The following is a 19,590-nucleotide window of genomic DNA, read 5'->3' on the forward strand; positions in this document are numbered from 1 at the left end:
GGTGGCCCCGGCAGAAACACGCCGGGGCCACCTGCCCTGCTCACGGGGCCACTTGGGGTCAGGACCGGTCCGCGTTCGAGGAGCCCTGTTCCGGAGCGTGCCCATGCCGGATGACGGGTGACGACCGGCCCGGGTTCACCGAAAGCGTGGCGTCATACCCGGCCCCCACGGCTGCTGGTACCGGCTCGCCGAGGCCCCGGCCGCGAAGGCGGCCGAGGATGTGTGGGACGTGCCCACGCGCCAGTCGATCTCCTTCACCGCCTGGTACCAGATGATGCCGATGATGTCGCGGTGGCGAGGCAGCGCACGGAACATGTCGGTGATCCACTCTGCTTTCCGCCCGGCGGCGTCCGTGGCGCCGAGTTCGGTGATCACGAGCGGCTTGCGGGTGAAGCGGCGCAGTTCGGTCCTCGTCGGACCGAAGAGGTGGTCGAACGACTGGTAGTTCTCCTTGCCCACGGTGCCGTAGTAGCCGGACAGGCCCACCCAGTCCACGTAGGCGTCTCCCGGGTAGAGCCGGGTCAGCGGTGTGGAGTTCGTGTAGCTGACGTTGGGGCTCCATACCCACACGGCATTACGTGCTCCCACCGCGTCGAAGATCTTGTGCACATGACGCCACGCCCGGACGTAATCCCCACGGCGGTTGCTGTTGGACTGTTCGCACCAGGGGTACCAGTAGCCGTTCATCTCGTGAGCGAAGCGGATGGCCACCGGGTAGCGGAGCGACTTGATGCCCAGTGCCCATGACCGTATGTACGGATCGAAGGAGCCGTGGATGATTCTCGACAGCCGGTAGTCGGGTTGCTCGCCACGCAGTGTGGGTTCCTCGGCCTCGGCTGTGTGGTCCCACGGTTCCCAGGCGATCATGGGCAGCATGCCTCGCCTGGCAACACGGTTGATGGCCTCGGCCTCGAAGTGATCGGTCGCCCAGTCGGCCGAGAACTCGTACACCTGCGGGCGATGCCGGGTCTGCCGGGCGAACTCGGCCCCTTCAGTGAAGTTGTGGGTGCCCGCTGACGTGAAGACGCCGATGAATGCCTTTCCCGCGGCGGGGAAGGAGACCCGGGGCGTCTGTGTGCCGGGGCGGTCCGGAGTGGGTTCGTCCTTTGGCAGTACGGTCGTGGGGGGCAGCGCGGCGTCGGCGCGTGCCGCTGCCGCGCGGCGTTCGCGGTCCGCCAGATCCGGAGCTACCTGGAAGGTGTACCAGGACAGCAGAGCGGCACACAGCAGCGCGAGCACCCGTGGCGTGGTGATCCTCACCGGTCGGCCCTCGCGGTGCGCAAGCGCGTGGAGACACCTTGGGCCAGGGCCAGCAGTGGCGGGGCCGAGCCGGCCGCAAGGGCCAGCAGCGTCCAGATCCGCATACCGGTGTAGTCATGGTTGTGGAGGAAGCTGACGGTCAGCAGACCTCCGGCCAGCAGGGCCCACAACAGATGCAGCCGGAAGGTGCGCAGCGACTCCGAGCTGCGCAGCTCGCCCTTGGCGGTGACGACGTACGCCAGCGGCCGGCGCAGCAGGGCGGTCGCCGCGGCGGCGATGTAGACAGGCCCGGCGAAGAGCGACAGCAGGATCCCCGCCATGCCTATCTCCCGCCTCTCGTGCTCGGCGAGGTTGAATCGGCGCAGCCAGAGCCACAGGGTGAAGGAGCCGCCCATGCCCGCCGACCACAGCAGGAACCAGGGCAGTCCGGGCAGTTGGATGGACGAGACCCCAAGCAGCATGTAGAGGGCGGTGGCGAGGGTGCCGAGGGCGAGGCTCACGGCGACGCTCGGGTAGTAGAACTGGACCATGTCGTACAGCAGCCGCTGGCGGGGCCGGAGCCGGATGCCCTGCCTCAGCCGCGGGTTGAGTTTGATCTCCCAGATGCCATAGGCCCAGCGCCTCTGCTGGTTGAAGTAGTCGGTCCAGGTCGTCGGGCCCTCGCCGATGGCCACGACGTCGGGGGTGTAGACCCCTTTCCAGCCGTGTCCGGTGGCGGGATTGAGCGTGCCGTGGACCCTCATGCTCGTCAGATGATCCTCGATGATCGAGTCCTGGTAGCCGCCGATCTGCCGCCATGCGGCAACCCGGTAGACGTGATTGGTGCCGATCAGCAAGGGGGCGTCCAGACCGTTGCCGCCCCGCTCGATGATGCTGCTGAACAGGTACTGCTGCACCGAGGCGCCATGGGCCACCCAGTTGTCGTAGGCGTTGCCGTACACCTGGGGAGCTACGACAAACGCGGTGTCCGGGTCGTGGAAGTAGCCGAGCGTCCTCTCGAGGAAGCAGGGCAGCGGTACGTGGTCCGGGTCCATCTGGGCGACCACGTCGTACTCGTTCTCGTGCTCGGCGCGCCAGGCATTGTGGTTTCCGGACTTGGTACGCGCGCGGAACGGGCCGGACCGCTGGTTGTACTCCGGTCGGTCCTTGCGGCTGAAGTGGTGGACTCCCAGGCGCGCGGCCATCTGCCGTACGGTCGGGTCGTTTCCCTCGTCCAGGATCCAGACGTCCACGCTGCAGTCCCAACGCGCCACCTCCAGCATGGCTCGCAGCGTCCGCTGTACGACGGCGATCGGCTCTTTGGACGGCACGATGGTGGTCAGCATGGCGACCCGAAGCCCTTGGGGCGGCACCATGGGGATGGGGTCCTTCGCCCGGAAGGCGAACACCCAGATCGCCACCGCCTGTACTACTTTGATCGTCTCGACCGCGATGACCAGGCAGAATCCGAGCCGCGCCAGGAACAGCCAGCCGTTACCGACGCCGGTCACCCCGGGTCCGGGCACATGCTCGGGCAGCAGCAGCCAGCCGATGAATACGATGTCGGCCAGCGCGGTGGCGGCGGTCACAACCGTGAGCGACACCCGGTGGCCCGGTCGCAGCACGGAGTGGAACTCCACTTTCCGGCCCGGGTTGGCCAGCGGACCGCAGGTCCGGGCGGCACGAGCGTAGGCAGCGACGGCTGACTCGTTGCGGCGGTTCCTCCTCTCGGCGGCGCGCCGGTCCAGGCGCGATGAATATGTAGACATTTCCCCCCTTGGTAACAAACAGCATCACTCAGACGTGAATAAGCCACCGGTTGCGGTGAGTAGGACTGCCTGCGTCCGCTGCCCGGTTCCCGGATTGGTTCAGATATGAACGGCGTACAGGGTGCTGTCGTCGCTGCCGAAATACACCGTGTCCTGGGCGACAGTCGGCGCGTGCACCGGAGCGGCGGCGGAGTAGGCCCAAAGCTGCTCTCCTGTCGCAGCGTTCAGCGCGTACAGCTTGGTGTCGTCGCTCCCCACGTACACCACCGCTCCAGCTGTGGCCGGCGCGTGGATGTCTCCTGTGGCCGTGAACTCCCATCTGCGCTTACCGGTGTTGGCATCCAGTGCGTGCAGCGTCCTGCCGCCTCCCACGTACACGACTCCCTTGGCGATCGCCGGGTTGGATCCCACGGAGGCATCCTCGAACCGCCAGACCTGCTTCCCTGTGTCCGCGTCGACCGCGTAGAGGATTCCATCGGTGCTGCCGAAGTAGACGAGGCCGCCCGCTGCGGACGGGATGCCGGACACCGCTCCGCGTGTGGTGAACGCCCACTGTTTCTCACCCGTGTTCGCGTTCACCGCGTAGAGGTTGGTATCGCTGCAGCCGACATACACCGTTTCGCCGGCCACGGCGGGGGAGTGGGTGTCGTTGCCCGCGGTGAAGGCCCACCGGCGCTTTCCGGTGGCCGTGTCCACGGCGTACAGCCGGCGGTCCGCGCTGCCTACGTATGCAACGCCCCCTGTCACAACCGGGGTATGGACGATGCCTCCGGTGGTGAACCGCCAACGGATTCTTCCCGAACGCGTGTCGAAGGCGTACAGGGTGCGGTCGTCGCTGCCGAGGTACACGCTGCCGCCCAGCACCATAGGTGCCGAGCCGATGGCTGCGGCGGTTGTGTACTTCCACCGCTGCAGCCCGTCGGCGACGGTCAGCGCGTACAGCGTGCCGTCGTTGCTCGCCGCGTAGACCAGATCCCCTGCCACCCTCGGGTAGGACAGGACGGTGCCGGTGGTGGTGAATCGCCAGCGCAGCGATCCCGGGGCGGCCGACTTGCCGTCCCGCGTTATCGCCCAGGTGGCAGCCGCCAACCCGCCGGTCCCCAGGGCGCCGGCTGCGGCGAACAGCAGTCGGCGACGGCTGACCGGCCGCTCTCGCGGTGCCTCCGGCGGACCTTGCGGCTGCTCAGGCACGGGGAGGGGGAAGGGGGTGTGCCGCGCGGTGGTTGAGGTCGGCAGGTCCGGGAGAGGGGGCGTCGATGCGGTGTCTTCGCCCTGCCAGGCCTTCGGCAGCCAGCCTGTGGCGAGCAGTTCCGCCGGTGACCGGCCGCCGGTCAGAGCGGGCATCAGCGCCGGCAGGGTCGGTCGGTCGGCCGGCTTCTTCGCCAGGCACCGGCTGATCAGCTCGCGCAACCCCGCCGGTACCGCCCGGAGATCGGGCTCCTCGTTCACCACGCGATACAGCAGCGCCGGTACGGACGCTTCACCGAAGGGGCCCGCGCCCGTCGCGGCGTAGGCCAGAACCGAGCCGAGCGAGAACACGTCGGACGAGGGCCCGATCGGGAGTGCCTGGATCTGCTCGGGCGACATATAGCCCGGAGACCCGATCGTGGTACCGGTGAGCGTCAGTCCGCTGTGCTCGGCGAGCCGGGAGATCCCGAAGTCGATCACACGCGGCCCGTCCTGGGCCAGGAGCACATTGGCGGGCTTGAGATCCCGGTGGATCAGAGCCGCACCATGGATTGCCGTCAGCGCCTCCACCAGCGCGGCGCCGAGCGCCCGCACGGACCGGTCCGGCAAGGGGCCGCTCTTCTGCACCGCTTGCTGTAGTGAGGGCCCCGGAATGTACGCCGTCGCGAGCCATGGCAGGCGCCCTTCGGGGTCCGCATCGACCACCCCGGCGGTGAAGAACCCGCTCACGGCGCGCGAGGCGATCACCTCGCGGGCGAAGCGCTGCCGGAAGGCGGGCTCCTGCGCGTACTCCGGACGGATGACCTTGATCGCGACCTGCCGGCCACCCGGTGAGTACCCGAGGTAGACCCGGCCCATGCCGCCACTGCCCAACTGGGCGACCAGCCGGTACGGCCCCACGACGGTGGGATCGTCAGGCCCCAGTGGTTCCAAGGTGCCCCCCCGGGTCACATCCTGGACAAACAACCATTCCGCTTGCCGCGGAAGTGTATCGGATACTCACAGAAATCAGATATCGAAGTCGGTCATCTCCGTAAGTGGGATGAGATGAACGTATGTTGTATTGAGGCTGGTGGGCATGGCAGCCCAAGATCCTGGCCCGGTGGGGCGGGGGTGCTGCGGCGGGCACGGCAGCCTTCAGTGCTGCCCTCGGCCAGTGCTGTACGCGCGCATCCATGTCATGCAGACCTGCCGCCCGCAAGCGGCCGGGCATTGAACCGGGCCAGGCGGTAGTCGAGCGTCTCAACAGCGTCTCCGACAGCACCTCTCGGGCCCGCGCTTGGGAGCACTCCGAAGGTTGGGCCGAACCTCGGAGCGGACGTCGGCAGTGCAGGACAAGCGCCCGTCAGTCCTTCGAGCGGAAGAAGCTGGTCGTGGGACGCTCGAGGAGCTGTCCGTCAACGAAGAGGTCGACACGCTCGTTGTAGAAGGCGACCAGCCCCGCGATCGGGAGGAGTTGCCGGGTGGGAAAGTCGTAGGCCCAAGCGAGGTCAGGATGAACTTGCTCGCCGATCCGGATCGACCAGTATCCGCTGGTCGTTCCCTTGTACGGGCAGGACGTTACGGTGTCGGTCGCGATCAGATGCCGGAAGTCGATCTGGCTCCGGTCCAGGTAGTACCGGGTCGGCAACCCCGTCTCGAAGACCATCACCGGCGAGGCGGCCTCGGCGAGGACGATGCCGTCGAGCTCGACGCGAACCGGCCGTGTCGAGCGCAGTGCGTCGACACGGGCATACGGGTTGCGGGGGTGGACGAAGACCTGTTCGTCTTCCTCGAACCATGCGTCCACGGCGGCCCAGTCGAAGCGGACGGTTCCGCTCAATCCGTCGACGGTGGAGTCGTGGAGCACCTTCGCCGCGCGTGGCCGGTGGACTTCGCCGAGCCGGAGCCCGTACACCTCGACCGTGCCGCGGCTGCTGTGCTGGGTACGGTCCTCGCTCGTCAGCAGATCAGGACGGATGTCGTCGGCGGGGATGTAGTACTGCGGGTAATTGCTCCACTCCCAGACATACCGCGCCCGGGTGGTATCAAGGACGGTCTCACCGGCCAGGACGGCCCGGATTCGCCGGGGTACCGGTTCCACATGGTTGACCGGCACGATCATCCCTGGATAGTCGATCATTTGGCTCCTCCTCGGTCACCCGTCGCCGCGGCGGCGCCGGGTCTGCTGTACACGTGATCCGGCGACTGGTGTGTGCCTGCCGGGCGGGACATCGGGTGGTGGATGCTGCAGCCGTGGTCACCCTCCGTAGCGGCATGATCGCTGATCGCGGAGGGCTGTGTCCGATGTGGGAAACGGCGGGCATGGCGGCCAAGTGCCTGAGGTCCGGCAGCAGTGGCGGAGACCTGCCGTGAGCGTCGCCGTGCGCTTCAGGCTCCGAGGCGGGCCCGGAGCTCTGCTTGAAATCCGGCAGGAAGTTTCATGCCAACCTGGGCAAGTTCAAGGCCCATGGCGGAAGTTCACCTGTTCGGTGCACAGGTATCGCCGTTGCCCACCCCAGCCATTGGCCGCGCGGTAACTTGCGTGTTCCTTGCCCGGATCAAGTGGGGATGTCCGTGTCCGGAGAGAACCTCCCGCAGCACCCGTACAGTCGCACAGAGGCCACTCGCCTGTTGTGTGCCGGGGTCTATCTGGACGCGTCGTTCCGTCGCCGCGTCGTCGGTGAATTGGTCGGGCATCCGGAGCGGCCCGTGCCACCGCCGCTGGGCGTCGACGTCCTGCCTGTGCTGGCACACGCCCTGCGCGTCATGCGCCAGGAGACGACGACGGCGCTGCTGCTGCTCGCCGTGTGGAGCGGATTCCTGATCACCGACGTGGTGATGTTCTGGGATGCCTTGGGGGACCAACGGGTCGGAGGTCCCGATGTGCAGTTCCAGGACGTGCTGACGGCCTTCTATTCCGGGGATGAGGGTCTGAAGCTCACCGGAGCACTGCCGCTGCCCTGGTTCCAGCTGTACGCCATGGTCGCGGTGGCGCTGTGGTTCGCCCGCTCGGTGTCCGGGCGGGGGATGGACGGCCTCTCTGCCCGACGGAACGGTCAGGTGGCCCAGGCCGTGCAGGGGGCAGGACGTCTGGTGCGCGTTGGTGCCTGGATGTTCGCCGCGTTCTACTGGTACCGGTTTGTGGCCGGGGTGCTCGACGGCACGGTGCAGACCCCCTATCCGCTGATCTTCCCGCTGCTGATTGCCCTGGTGGTCTGGTGGCATCAGCTGGAACACCGGCGCGCGCTCGCCACCTGGCTGTCGAGGTGGACTTTCCAGGACGCTGTCCAGCCGCCCTTGTCGGCGGGACCGCTGTACGAGGACCTGCAGGACAGCATCCGCCGGGAGCAGGCCGCCTCGCTCACCCTCTACGACGTGGACAGCCCGTTCGTGGGTGCCGGTGCCCCGCGCGGACCCTGGTCCTTCGCGCTGGAGCTGAAGAGGGAAACGGAACCGAAGGGAACCGAGAACGGCGTACCTCATCAGGTGGGGCAGCCGCTCACGGCCCGGAGCGCCCTGGACATGATCAAGCCCGCGCTGCGGAACCTGCGCGAATCCGCGGCCTTGTCCGGCAAAGACCGGCTGCGCGAGCTGGAGATCGAGGAATTCGTCTATCTGCCGGGCGGAGTGGAACGGGACGAGGCGCTGCTGCTCGGCTCGGGCCGCGGAACACGGGACGAGAGCCGGCCGGACCAGCGGGGCGCGAGCGTGTACGAGCCCGAGCAGGTGGAGTGGCACCGCAGGGAGGCAGTGGACGAGGGCGGTGAAGGACGCAGGGTCTTTCTGCGCGTCAGGGTGGGCGCCTGGCACGAGCAGGTGGTCGTCACCGTGCTGGTCCGGGTGCACACCCAGGGCGGCATGCTCGTACTGGAAGTGGCGCCCTATGTACTCGGGCCCATCCGCGCGGAGTTCAAGAAGATCGACGCACTCATCGCGGACCTGCCGGAGGAGTGGTGGCGCGGTGCCGTACGCGCCCTGCGGGACGGTCCGGCGACGGGGCTCGCCGTGGGACTCGGGGCGGCGGCGAGCTTCGGCTCGGAGATCCGGACGGAAGCGGCCAATCGCGACCCGGCCCCCGACGTGCCCCGCGTATCACTGCGCCAAGTGGCCAGTACGCAAGCGTTGTCGCCGTTCCAGGAGATGGACGTCGCCCGGTACATCAAGACGATTCAGGATCGCATCGTGAACGGGATGCGGGACGCGCTCAGGAACCACGGCTACCGCACGGACCGTTTCGAACAGCACGTCTACCAGGTCAGCGGTGGAAGTGTCTTCATCGGTGAGATGTCGGGCGGCGCGGTGGCCACCGGCACTCACGGCAGAGCGTCGCACTCGGCTTCGGCGCCGGACACGGAGGGGAGCAGGGCATGAGCAGCACGGAGCGGGACACCCCGTCCGAGCCGACGGGGCAGGCAGGAGAGAGCGGCGGCGGGAGTGTGAGCATCCAGGCCATGAGCGGAGGCTCCGTCTCGACAGGGGCATACGGCGTGGCGACATCCGTCAACACCACCGCGCCCGGACCCTGCCCTGAGCACAGGGAACTGCTCGATGCCATCCGGGCGCTGCGCCGCGCGCTGCCCGGGGAGGACCGCAGCGCCGAGGACACAGCACTCGACGGCGAACTGGCCGATGCGGAGGCCGAAATCGTCCGCGACGGCACTGCCGACCGCAGCCGTCTGACGAAGCTGCTGGTGGGTGTTCGCGGATGGCTCGGCACCAACGCCGCCGCGGCGGGAGCGGTCGCCTCGGCCACGGCTGTCGTTCAAGGCATCGCGCAACTCCTGGTGTGACGGGCGGAGGACCAATGCGGGTATTCGATGCCGACCGGCAGGAGTGGGCGGGCGACGAGCGGGAAACACGGTTCGACGGCGATCAACAGATGCAAGCCGCCAAGCAGGGGCAGATGTTGCGCCGGGCCGCCGTGGTGCTCGCTGTGGTCGGGCTCTGCTTCCTCGCATGGGCGCTGGGCTGGAAGGACGAGCCGCAGCCGGCGAAGGAACCGGGTGCCACGCAGCCAACGGCCACCGATTCATGGGAGGGCGAGGGCGGATCGTCTGCCGAGCCTACGGCCGAATCGTCCGAGGAGACCTCGGCGGCCACACCCCCGCCGGGGTACGAGGTCCTGCAGGACTCAGAGGGGTTCCGGTCCGCTGTGCCCTCCGGCTGGGAGCGGACCAGCCGCTCGTCGCAGTACGGCATGGCCGTGGTCGAGTACCGCAGTTCGGACGGATCCCGGCGGCTCCAGGTGTTCGCGGTGATGGAGACATCGCCGTACGCCTCGCTCCAGGCGGCACAGCTGGAGAGCCGCAAGCTCGACGGCTACGAGGTCATCACCTTGGAGGAAAACACGGATACCCCGCGGAAGGCAGCCACGCACGAGTACCGCGCCGACGAAGTCGCCGGGGAATCGCAGAGCTTCACCCGGCATGTCATCGACCACCGTTTCGAAGCGGAGGACGGGCACCTGTACGCCATAGTGGCCTACGGTTCCGACGCCGATGGTTCCGGCGACGAACAGGAGCTGCTGGACACGGCCCTCAGATGGTTCTGTCCTCCCGACACGCAGTGTGCGGCGCCCACCGACTGACGGGCGGGCGCCGCGGAACCTCCGTTCGCATGCCTTCCCACCGCTCGAGCACCTCAGATGGCCATCGCCTCCTGGATCCACCGTCTGACACGGTAGGGAAGCCACCAGACGAACTCGCCGACGGAGAGAACGAGGTGCTCCTCGGTGAAGTCGGCCAGGACTTCCGGCGGAACGGACGCTGCCGGAGTGCCGTAGTCCAGCAGCGCGATGGCCCGGTGGTAGTGGGCTTCGTCGGAAGTGAACCGGCGCAGGTCGCCCCAGCGTCGGTCGCGGATCTGGATGAAGCCGGGTCCCTGCCGCCACAGGCACTTGCACAGGTAGTGGCTGTGGCGCCAGGTGAGCAGCTGCTCGTCCGCCTGCTGGGGGCCGTCCACCTGCTGGGGTGGCTGGAGGTGACTCAGGAGTTTCCAGGTCTCCTCGTCGCCGGGGTCGAGGCGCAGCCGCCATTCGACGAGCACCGCCCGGGCGGTGAGGTCACGTACGAGGCTGAGGGACCGCACGGTGTGCTGTGCGGTCTCCTGCGTGCTGGTCGCGGCGCGGGTGAGGTCGATGGTGTGGGGCAGGACGACACGCCGTGCGCCGAGGTTCCACAGGTGCTCGCTCTCCAGGGCGATGGACCGGGAGAGTTCGTGGTCACCGAGCGACATGCCGGGCAGGGCGCAGACATCGCGATCGTAGTCACGCCAGGCGGCGACGGTCAGCGGGAACCCGTGGCGGATGCCGGGCGGGTGGAGCACGGTACTCATGGGGACTCCTGGGCGCGTGTCGGGGTCAGACGGTCAGGGACGGCTGGGCGCTCTGAAGCGCCGTTGGGGGCCTGCCGTCGTCGGACGTGCTGCTCCCGGGGGTGGTGAACGCCTCGGCCGTGTGGAGATGACGCATGAAGTCCAGTCGCAGCAGGTCCTCGTTGACGGCGGCGGGTGCGATGTGCACGTACTGGCCTCCATCGGTGAACAGCACCCCCAGAGCAGTCCAGCGGTCCAGGATGTGCTGCACCTCGTCCTGATCGCGTGCGTCGCCGGCAGTGCGTGCCGCCGCCTTGCGGGTGAGGGCGGCCGGCGCGTGCGGCTGGTCGAGGAGACGGAACAGCGCGACTTCGTAGGGGTCGGTCAGTTCCATCGCGCGCCAGGAGAACCTCCGGCGCCGACTGACGAGCACGATGCGGTCCCCGAGGTCGGCGTGGGTGAGACGGGCGTCCACGTGGTGCTTCTTCCAGCCGGCGAGCGCCTCGTTGAGTGCGGTGACGGTGGGTTCGCCGATGCCGCGGGCGGGAGCCTCGAAGACGTAGGCGAGGTCGTGCAGCTCCTGTTCGGGCAGGTCGTAGGTGAAGCGGTAGTGTGCCTCGGGCTTCAGCCCGGTGAAGCCGAGTTCGGGGCGGTTGAAGTAGGGGCTGAACCGTTCGATGGCAATACGCGCGGACATGTCGACCGGCGGATCGAGGTGTTCCAGCGCCGGGATCTGTTCGATGATCGGTGCGTAGTCCTCGGCGCTCTCACCGGGAAAGCCGTGCAGGTAGTTCCATGACACCGACAGGCCCGTCTCGGCTCCGTCGCGGAGCATGCGGACGTTCTGGCAGCCGCTGACGCCCTTGTCCATCAGGTCCAGCACCCGGTTGTTGAGGCTCTCGATGCCCGGCTGGACGTAGATCAACCCGGCGTCGGAGAGGGTCTGCAGCTGGGACCGGCGCATGTTGGCCTTGATCTCGATGTGGAGGCGCAGGTCGTAGCCGCTGTCGATGATGCGTGGCAGCACGGTGTTGAGATACCCCATGTCGAGGATGTTGTCGACGACATACATGTCCAGGACGCGGTGCCGCCTGGCGAGGTCCATGATCTCTTCGTAGAACACGTCGGGGTTCTTGCTGCGGAACTGCATGAAGGAGCCGTTGAGTCCGCAGAAGGTGCAGTGGTGTTTCTCGCCCCACCAGCAGCCACGGGCGCCTTCGACGACGAGCTTGGGTTCGACCCAGTTGCGGGCGACGGAGGAGGCGAGGCATTCGAAGTAGCCGGTGTAGTCGGGTGGAAGGATGTGGGCGGGCGGCAGGGGAGTGGTGGCCATGGCGTTGACGACGCTGGTGCCGTCCGTCGCGCGGTGGCACAGGCCCGGGATGGTGGACAGGTCGGTCTGTCCCTCGGCGAGCGCGGTCACGAGTTGAGGGAAGGCGGTTTCCCCTTCGCCCCGGATGACGTGGTCCACGAAGGGGAAGTTGCGGTGGACGGCCGCCCCTTGTTCCGCGTCGCAGTTGGCACCACCCATGACGGTCACGATGTGCGGTGCGAGTCGTTTGACGTGCTTGGCGGCTGCCAGTGCCGCGGTGTTCTGCTGGAAGGTGGAGGTAAATCCGACGACGTCCGGAGCGTGTTCGACGACCCGGCGCGCGATGTCCTCAACGAACTGCGGTACCTGGTGGTGCAGTTCTTTGGTCATGCGCATCCGGGACTTGCGCAGCCGGCCGCTCATCACGCGGGTGAACTCGTCCTCCTTCCACTCCGGGTCGTCGTAGAGGGCGGAGGAGAAGACCCAGTCGCCGCATCCCATGAAGTAGGAGGACAGTGCGTAGTACTCGTAGTCGTCGGCGGTGAACTCGGTGCGCCCGGTGATCCAGTCGGTGAATTCCAGGTTGGCGTGCAGCACTTCGGCCCGAGCCTCGGGTACGCGTTCGTCAATGCTGCGTTTGAGGATGCCGAGGGCGAGTGAGGGCAGGTCGATGGGGGACCACGGCATATTGACCAGCAGTACGCGCACGTCGGCTCCTTGATGGGATGAGCGGAACCTGCGCGGCAGGCAGGTGCCCGGTTGTAGGTGGGGTACCGGCCGGCCCGGCGGAGTGCGCCGGACCGGCCGGTCCGGATCAGTCCTCTTCGGAGTCCTCGGCGTTGCGGAACGGGATCGTGATGGTGATCCCGACGCTCGGCTTGCGGTTCTCCTCGTCACCCGCCAGCGGGTCGTTGTTGATGATGTCCTTCTGCACGGTGTGCCCTCCTCTCCGTGGTGTCTGGCTCGGTGCCTGTCCCGGCGTTCTCGCCGACGGCGGTGCGGCCGGGATCCCCCTCCGGTCGGAGCGGGACGTCTAGGGGTTCGCTGTGGTCCGTGTGCGGCTCGCGAGTGCTTTCCCGGCGCGGCGTGTTCCGCGCAGCTCGCTGTCGAGGAAGGCGATGGCGCGGCGCAGCACCGCGACATGGTCCTGGCCGTCGTAGCCGTCGTGGCCGGTGTCGAGCCACATCTCCTCGTGACGCACACCTGCGCTGTTGAGCGCGGTGAGGTAGTCGCGGATTTGTCCTGGTGGGCATTTGTCGTCGCGTTCGGCGGCGACGACCAGCAGCGGGGCGCGTACGCGTCCGGCGTAATGGATGGGGGAGCTGCGGGCGTAGGCGGCAGGCACCTCGTCGGGTGTGCCGCCGAACAGGCGCTCGTCGAGGGCGCGGAGCGCAGGTGTAGTGGTGCGGTAGGCGACGGCGCAGTCCGCGACGGGTTTGACCGCGACGGCCGCCTGCCAGAGTGCGGGGTCGACGCCGAGTGCGAGCAGTGTCAGATAGCCGCCCCAGGAGGTGCCCCACAGAGCGGTGGCGTCGTCGCGTACGAGCGCGCGGCGGACCAGGTCGGCGCGGACGGCGGCCAGGTCCTGTACCTGGGTGAGCCCCACGCCGGCCGGATGGGCGCGGCGCCAGCGTGGCCCATAGCCGGTGGAGCCACGGTAGTTGACGCGGGCGACCGCGAACCCGGAGGCCACCAGGGAGTGCACCACGCCGTCGTAGGCGTCGCGGTCGTGATCGGCGGGGCCGCCGTGCACCAGGAAGACCGCCGGCGCCGGTGAGATGCCCTCGGGAAGGCTGAGCAGGGTGTGCACAGGACCGTCGGGGCCCGGGGTCCACAGTTCACGATGCTCGCCGGGTACGCGGCCGTCGACCGTTCCCAGCGGGGGGAGCGGCAGGCCCGCGGTCGACTGCATGCGCGGTGGCTGTGCGGTGGAGGTCCACAGGTAGTGCACATCGTCGCGGGCCCGCGCGGCGGCGGCCAGCAGGGTGCCGGCCGGGGTCGGCACCGGGGTGACGGTGCGTGTGTCGAGGTCGGCGCGGTGCAGGTGGCTGCGGCCGTGGCGGTCCTGCCGGATGAGCACACTGGCGCGATCGGGGTACCAGGAGGCGGTGATCTCCGTGTCGAAGGCGCACCAGTCGAAGGTGCGCAGCCCGGTGCCGGGCTGCCAGCCGGCGAGCAGGTAGCGGTCGTGGTGCTGCTGGACGAGCAGCAGTTCCTCGCGGTGCGCCATGGGGGAGAAGCCCAGCGCCCACAGCTCGCCGCCGTCGGGCCCGCCGGGCAGCACCGCACGGACCGTTCCGCTCGGCGATATGACGGTCACTGCGCGGGCGGAGCCGGCCGGGCCGCTGATCGCCAGGTACTCCCCGCTGGGTGAGATGCCCGCGAGGGCTGCGTGGCCGTCGATCAGGGCCACCGGCCGGGCCTGTCCGCCGCGCGGTCCGATGTGAACGGCGGTCCCGTGCTCCGTGCCCGTCGCCATGGCGACCGTTGCGTGTGCGGCCACGCCGAGACCGCGGGGGACACCGGACGGGACGCCTTCGAGCCCGGGCAGGTCGGGCCCGCCCTCGAACGGCTGGAACCGCCAGCGTCCGAGCCCGTTCGCGTCCTCGTCGAACCACCACACGTGGCCGTCGTGGTCGATGGCGGTGTGCAGTGTGCCGCGTGGGCGGTCCGTGACCTGACGGGCCCGGCCGGTGGCCGCGTTCCAGGTGAACACCTCGCACCGGCCGTCGGCGTCGGCGGTGAACGCCATACGGGTGGGATCTGCCGCGCACACCTCGGGCAGTTCGCTGCGGTAGGTCTGGTAACGCGAGCCGGGCTGCGCCGCCTTGGGCGGGGCGGGGCGTTGTGGCGTGCCTGCTGTGAGGGGTTCGGTCACCGGTCAGCCTCCGGTCTTCAGGCGTCCGGCGCGCACGGTGGTGAACAGCGCGAGCAGGGTGAGGGCGACGGCGCAGACCACCGCGGAGGCCGCGGGACCGGCATGGGTGACCAGAACACCGGCGAGCACCGGGGCCGCCGCCGCTGCGCCTATGGCGGCCGTGGCGAGTACCGTTCCCGTTCTGGCCTGGAGATGGGGCGGGGTGTCCGCGATGGCGGCGGCCTGGATGACCACGGTGGCCGGCGCGAGGATCAGACAGAAGGTGCCGAAGCAGAGACCGTAGGCCCAAGGTCCGTCGGCGAAGGCCAGTCCCGCTGACGGCAGCACCATCAGCCAGGTCACACCCACCAGCGTCCGCACGCCGCCCAGCCGTCGCACCAGGGCCGGGGCCATGACGGCGCCGACGAGTCCGGCACCGCCCGACAGTGCCAGCACCAGTCCCATGGCCACGCCGCCACCGCTGCCCTGCAGGGTGAAGACGGCGGTGAAGTACAGGGCGGCCAAGGCGCCGTTGACGGTCGTCGTCCAGGCCAGGACCAGCCGTAGCCGGGAGGCGGTCCGCAGTAGCGCGAATCCGGCGAACGTCTCCCGCGCGAAGGCGGGGAGGGCTCGCAGCGGGCTGCCGCGGTGGGGGGCCGGGGTCTCGGTGCTCGTCGCGTCGGCCGGAGCGGGCGAAGGCATGGTGGGGTTCGTTGCTCGCAGGTCGGAGCGCATGAACCGTACGCACAGGGCGGTCGCTACGTAGGAGGCGGCGTCGGCCGCGAAGGGGAGGGCACGGGAGATCTGGTAGAGCATCCCGCCGAGGGCGGGTCCGGCCACCAGCGCGGCGCGATCGCCCGCTTCAAGGCCTGCCACCACCCGGGGGAGGTCCTGCGGCGCGGAGATCAGAGCGATGGTCCCGCGGGCTGCGGCCTCGAAGCATGCGGTGGCGATACGTTCCACCAGGAGGGCGCCGAGAAGCAGGCCGAGTGGCGGTCGCCCGCCCACGACGGACGCGGCCACCACAGTCATGGCCGTCGCTGCGAGAGCCGCGGAGGTGACCATCACGGGTTTGCGCAAGCCCCGGTCGGCGGCGACCGCCACAACTGGGCCGCACACCAGGGCCATCAGCATGCCTGCACCGGCGAGGAGGCCGACCGTCGCCGGCGTGTAGCCGAGTCCGAGGAGCAGCAGGGGAAAGGCGACGGTCGACATCTGTGTGCCGAGCGCGTCGGCCGCGTTCGCTGACCACAGCAGCCGGACATTCCGCGTCGCTGTATGCGGCGCGCTCTCGGTGTGGTTGGCCGGTCCGGGCCGTTGGTCGCCGGGTGGGGGAGCGGTCTTGCCGGACGTTGCGTGGGGGCGCCCATGGGACGGCGGTCGGGTACCGGCACGCGCTGTGGTTCCGGTGGCAGGCGCCGGCGCCCTGGTCGTCGTCTCCGTAGCGGATTGCGCCGTCGCCGATTGTGCTGTCGGCGGTCTGTGTAAACCTGCGCCGTCCGGGTCGTCGGACACCGAGGCTCGCTCCATGCCCTGCCCCCCTTCGAGCCACCGCATCGGACACCCCTGCATAAGAGGTCCCGGAGAGGCACTCAAATGTGCAGGAAATGTGCGGGAACTGAAATCGAACGGAGCCTAGTCACGCTGAAACGGGAGCCGCAAGGGTCCTGAAAGGGGCGGAACCAGTGTCGAAATGGCCGACAGTCAACCCTGTACAGGGACGGCCGACAGGTTCGGTGCTTACGCGGGCGGGGCCTGGAGTCGCTGGTCGCCCAGCCGCTTCGACTGCTCCTGAACAGCGGCTTCCGTCGTTCCGCTTCGCATCGGCATATGCCCGCACCCCCGCCGCTCCTGAACGTATCCTCATCCCGGTGCGCCGCGCACGCATTCCGGACCCCATGTCGGAAGACGTGCGCGCCCATGGACGCGATCCGTGCGTTTGTCCCCGCAAACCCATAGGGCGTGCGGTCGCCGACCGGTTGGGAAAGCGGCTGCTGTTGCTGGTGCGTCAGATGAGGCCCGAAGCAGAGGACATCAGCGGCCCGGCAGGCGGTTGCCAGTATTGACGCGAATTGAACGCGGGGCCGCAGACCACACGGGACACAGCAGTGCGACTGGGGCACTATGGGCTCATCCGCCACAGCACCGCCCGCACCGCCCGACACGTTCCAGACGCGAGGACGATTGCGCCGCGCCGCCCCACACCCGCGGGGATGGTTCCAACGGGTCTCCGACCGACGCGTCCGGCAAGCGCAAGCGGGCTTGCTCTCGGTAACCGTGCTTCCTCCGCGGCCTGCGATCGCCGCAACGGCCGCGATTCTCGTATTGACTTCGGGCATACGGTGGCCTCCTCAGGAAGGTCTGCGCCAGGGGCAGGAGAAGAGGGGGCGAAAGGCTATGAGGAATCGGTCGACGTTATCCACCGGACGTGGGTGCGCCGCGACGGTCGTGGTGACGGCGTTGATGATGGCCGGTGTGTCAGCATGCGGTGGCGAAGAGACCGTTGCGTGCACGGGCGGAGCGTATGAGGTCGAGTGCCACCCGGTTGCCCCACCGGCCGAGAGCGCCTCCGGCAGCACGGTGCCCGCGCCCGCGCGGACGCCGTCGGGGACATGCCCGTCGGACCTGGCCGAGTTCCAAAAGGCGGTGCGCAACAGGAGCCTGGACTGGGCCTGCCCACTTCCCAGCCCCCTCACCCCACCGCTGGAAACTACCGTGCCCCTACCGTCCCCCTGAGATTCTCCTGCGACTGGCGCACTCGGGATGTCCTGGATGTCCTCCTGCGCGAGTCGGCGCCGTCGGACGAAGCGGCGAACGCGGACGCTCGTGATGTCCGCGACGGTCGCGGCACGGCGCGCGCCGATGATCAGCCGGGCGATCCGCGTTCCTCTCCGTGACGGTCGAGCTCGATCCGGGGCGGGGCACGGTTCGGTAGGTGGCCGCCCGGTCGTCCGGAATGGATGCCGGTCCTGTACCTGTTCCTCCGGCCGATCCGGAGTGGAGGTTCTCCGGCTGCGCCAGGACCGCAGGAACGGAACATTTGAGGGGCCGCGCCGTGGCGTAACAGTGGCTCATCACCCACTGTTACTCGTGCCTGTTACGCCTGTTACTTACGCCTGCCGCTCAAGCCTGTTCCTCACGCCTGTGACTTGCGCCGACGCCTCGGCCGTCTTGGGGCCACCCGCTCCGCTGTCGGCGGTGGCCGAAGAGGAGGCGGGCCCCGGGTCCAGGGCGACGCGGACGGCGGTCAGGATGTCCTCGGTGCCGACGCCGAGCGCTCGGGCGGCGGAGGTGAAGTCACGTGCCAGAGTGGTGAGTTGCTCGGCATCGTGCGCGTGCGGCTCGGACGGGAGCGCCGCGACCCGAGTGCCCGCGCCACGGCGGGTGCGGATCAGCTCGGCGCCCTCGAGCTCGCGGTAGGCGCGGGCCACGGTGCCCGGCGCCAGACCGAGGTCGGCGGCGAGCTGGCGCACGGTCGGCAGGCGCTCGCCCTCGGCCAGCCGGCCGGTGCGGATCAGCGCGGCCAGCTGGGCGCGGATCTGCTCGTACGGCGGTACCTGGCTGGTGGTGTCGACGCGGACGGCGGGATCACTCATAGTCGAGAGTCCCATCGCCGGCTGCCTCGTCGTCGACCGCCCGGGGTGCCACCACGGTGACCAGGGACCAGCCGAAGGTGAACAGGCTCAGCAGGCCCAGGGGGCAGATCGCCACGACGGTGGCGGCGCCCAGCGGGCCGGCGCAGGCCTTCTCCGTGAGCGCGACGAAGACCATCAGCACGACGAGCATCACCTGGCTCGACACCAGCAGCCCCCAGGCTCCGGTGATCGCCCACGCGCGGTCGCGGCGCTGCTGGTCGTCGCCCGGGCCATGGGCGATACGGCGCAGGGCCCAGACGCAGACGGGGGTTCCGACCGCGAGGGCGGCGAACATCGGGCCGCTGTAGTGCAGGCCGGGCCATGGACCGAGGGATGTGCGCATCCCTTCGCAGGTGACGGTGATGACACGCCCCGCCCTGCCTATCCGGTCGGGGTCGGAGGAGGCCGTGACCGCACCGATCACGAGCAGGGTGACGAGGGACGCCGCCTGCAGAAGAAGCAGGGGCGCCATACGGGGCGGCACCTGGTCTCGGACCAGGCGCGGGGCGAGCGTCGCGGTGCGTACCGCTTCCTGGGGACGCGGGGTCAGGGCGTCGCCGAGCAGGACACCGCCCACCGCGCACAGGCCGAAAGCGGTGATGGCAAACACGAGGGGCATCGTGATGTCGTCACTCTCCATCGCGACCAACTGCTGCGCGGCCACGATGCCGATGGCCAGACCCGACCAGCGGGCGTAGTAGTCGGCGTGGTCGAGGAACCGGGACTGGAGCGGGACGGTGTCGAGCATATGGAGATCCCCCCAGATCATCTTGTATTAAGCGATGGGTACAAGATGCCCTGGTCGGGATCTTGTGTCAAACGCTCGATACAAGGCGATACAAAGGGAGACGGCTTCTGGCACAAGGGAGTTCCCTCCGGCGCAAAGTGGGGACGCCCTCCGCCCCAGAGGTGCCTCCTGGGCCGGCTCGGCCCACGGTGACGACGTGGGATTCCGCATCGCGCGTTCCCTCGTGCGCTGATCCACGCGAACGCGTGGCTCTTCTCCCCGCACCCGCGGGGTGAAGGCCCCCGGAGGTCCGCCAGGAGCACCGAGGGCCCCTGCCGTGTTCCCACGGCGGCCTGAGCCTGGAACCCTTGAACCACTTGGACCACGAGGGGAGTTCCGCTGTGGCGCGAACGGGTCGGTGGGCAGTGGCCGTGATGGCATCGGTTGTGGCCTTCGGAGTCGGTCTGTGGCTGGCCGGATCGGTGTTCTCCGGCTGGCTGCCGCGTGGGGAGGCCGAACGCTGGGCGGTCGCCACCGCGTTCGCGACGGTCGCCGCGGGCGCGGCCGGC

General features: G+C 69.0%; 12 protein-coding genes and 1 pseudogene. 3 read left to right on the top strand and 10 right to left on the bottom strand.

Features of this window, described 5'->3' with window-relative positions:
• Positions 1–135: 135 nt before the first annotated feature.
• The 4 genes from ACWDZ6_RS32000 to ACWDZ6_RS32015 form a co-directional block, all read right to left on the bottom strand.
• Complete coding sequence (locus tag ACWDZ6_RS32000) at positions 136–1,260, bottom strand: glycoside hydrolase family 26 protein (RefSeq protein WP_451505620.1); 1,125 nt, start codon at positions 1,258–1,260, stop codon at positions 136–138.
• A complete protein-coding gene (locus ACWDZ6_RS32005; RefSeq protein WP_389130707.1) occupies positions 1,257–3,008 on the bottom strand; it encodes a glycosyltransferase family 2 protein in 1,752 nt (583 codons plus the stop codon). Before ACWDZ6_RS32005 ends, ACWDZ6_RS32000 begins: the two co-directional genes overlap by 4 nt.
• A 99-nt stretch (positions 3,009–3,107) precedes the next feature.
• On the bottom strand, positions 3,108–5,129 hold the full coding sequence (locus ACWDZ6_RS32010) for an outer membrane protein assembly factor BamB family protein (protein ID WP_451505621.1): 2,022 nt from the start codon (positions 5,127–5,129) through the stop codon (positions 3,108–3,110).
• A gap of 412 nt (positions 5,130–5,541) precedes the next feature.
• A complete protein-coding gene (locus ACWDZ6_RS32015; protein ID WP_451505622.1) occupies positions 5,542–6,318 on the bottom strand; it encodes a DUF427 domain-containing protein in 777 nt (258 codons plus the stop codon).
• A gap of 428 nt (positions 6,319–6,746) precedes the next feature.
• Here ACWDZ6_RS32015 and ACWDZ6_RS32020 point away from each other — a divergent pair, with 428 nt between their 5' ends.
• Genes ACWDZ6_RS32020 through ACWDZ6_RS32030 form a run of 3 tightly spaced genes read left to right on the top strand, consistent with a single transcriptional unit; the run spans position 6,747 to position 9,765 of the window.
• On the top strand, positions 6,747–8,549 hold the full coding sequence (locus ACWDZ6_RS32020) for a hypothetical protein (protein ID WP_451505623.1): 1,803 nt from the start codon (positions 6,747–6,749) through the stop codon (positions 8,547–8,549).
• Positions 8,546–8,968: a hypothetical protein gene (locus ACWDZ6_RS32025; RefSeq protein ID WP_366732758.1), complete on the top strand. Its 423-nt coding sequence runs from the start codon at positions 8,546–8,548 to the stop codon at positions 8,966–8,968. Before ACWDZ6_RS32020 ends, ACWDZ6_RS32025 begins: the two co-directional genes overlap by 4 nt.
• 14 nt (positions 8,969–8,982) lie before the next feature.
• On the top strand, positions 8,983–9,765 hold the full coding sequence (locus ACWDZ6_RS32030) for a hypothetical protein (protein WP_451505624.1): 783 nt from the start codon (positions 8,983–8,985) through the stop codon (positions 9,763–9,765).
• Positions 9,766–9,818: 53 nt separating this feature from the next.
• On the opposite strand, the gene ACWDZ6_RS32035 is transcribed toward ACWDZ6_RS32030, so the two are convergent.
• The 6 genes and pseudogenes from ACWDZ6_RS32035 to ACWDZ6_RS32060 all read right to left on the bottom strand — a co-directional run bounded on the left by ACWDZ6_RS32035 (position 9,819) and on the right by ACWDZ6_RS32060 (position 19,042).
• Positions 9,819–10,511, bottom strand: a complete 693-nt coding sequence (locus ACWDZ6_RS32035; protein WP_451505625.1) for a DUF5825 family protein — start codon at positions 10,509–10,511, stop codon at positions 9,819–9,821.
• 25 nt (positions 10,512–10,536) lie between these two features.
• A complete protein-coding gene (locus tag ACWDZ6_RS32040; RefSeq protein ID WP_451505626.1) occupies positions 10,537–12,510 on the bottom strand; it encodes a RiPP maturation radical SAM C-methyltransferase in 1,974 nt (657 codons plus the stop codon).
• A 325-nt stretch (positions 12,511–12,835) separates the two neighbouring features.
• A complete protein-coding gene (locus ACWDZ6_RS32045; protein ID WP_451505627.1) occupies positions 12,836–14,680 on the bottom strand; it encodes an alpha/beta fold hydrolase in 1,845 nt (614 codons plus the stop codon).
• 3 nt (positions 14,681–14,683) lie between these two features.
• Positions 14,684–15,916, bottom strand: a complete 1,233-nt coding sequence (locus ACWDZ6_RS32050) for an MFS transporter (RefSeq protein ID WP_451505629.1) — start codon at positions 15,914–15,916, stop codon at positions 14,684–14,686.
• A gap of 1,964 nt (positions 15,917–17,880) precedes the next feature.
• Positions 17,881–18,255: pseudogene (locus ACWDZ6_RS32055) on the bottom strand (GntR family transcriptional regulator); the annotation flags it as partial.
• On the bottom strand, positions 18,248–19,042 hold the full coding sequence (locus ACWDZ6_RS32060; RefSeq protein ID WP_451505628.1) for a hypothetical protein: 795 nt from the start codon (positions 19,040–19,042) through the stop codon (positions 18,248–18,250). The pseudogene ACWDZ6_RS32055 and the gene ACWDZ6_RS32060, both read right to left, overlap by 8 nt.
• Positions 19,043–19,590 lie beyond the last annotated feature (548 nt).

The organism is Streptomyces sp. NPDC002926, from assembly GCF_053591755.1.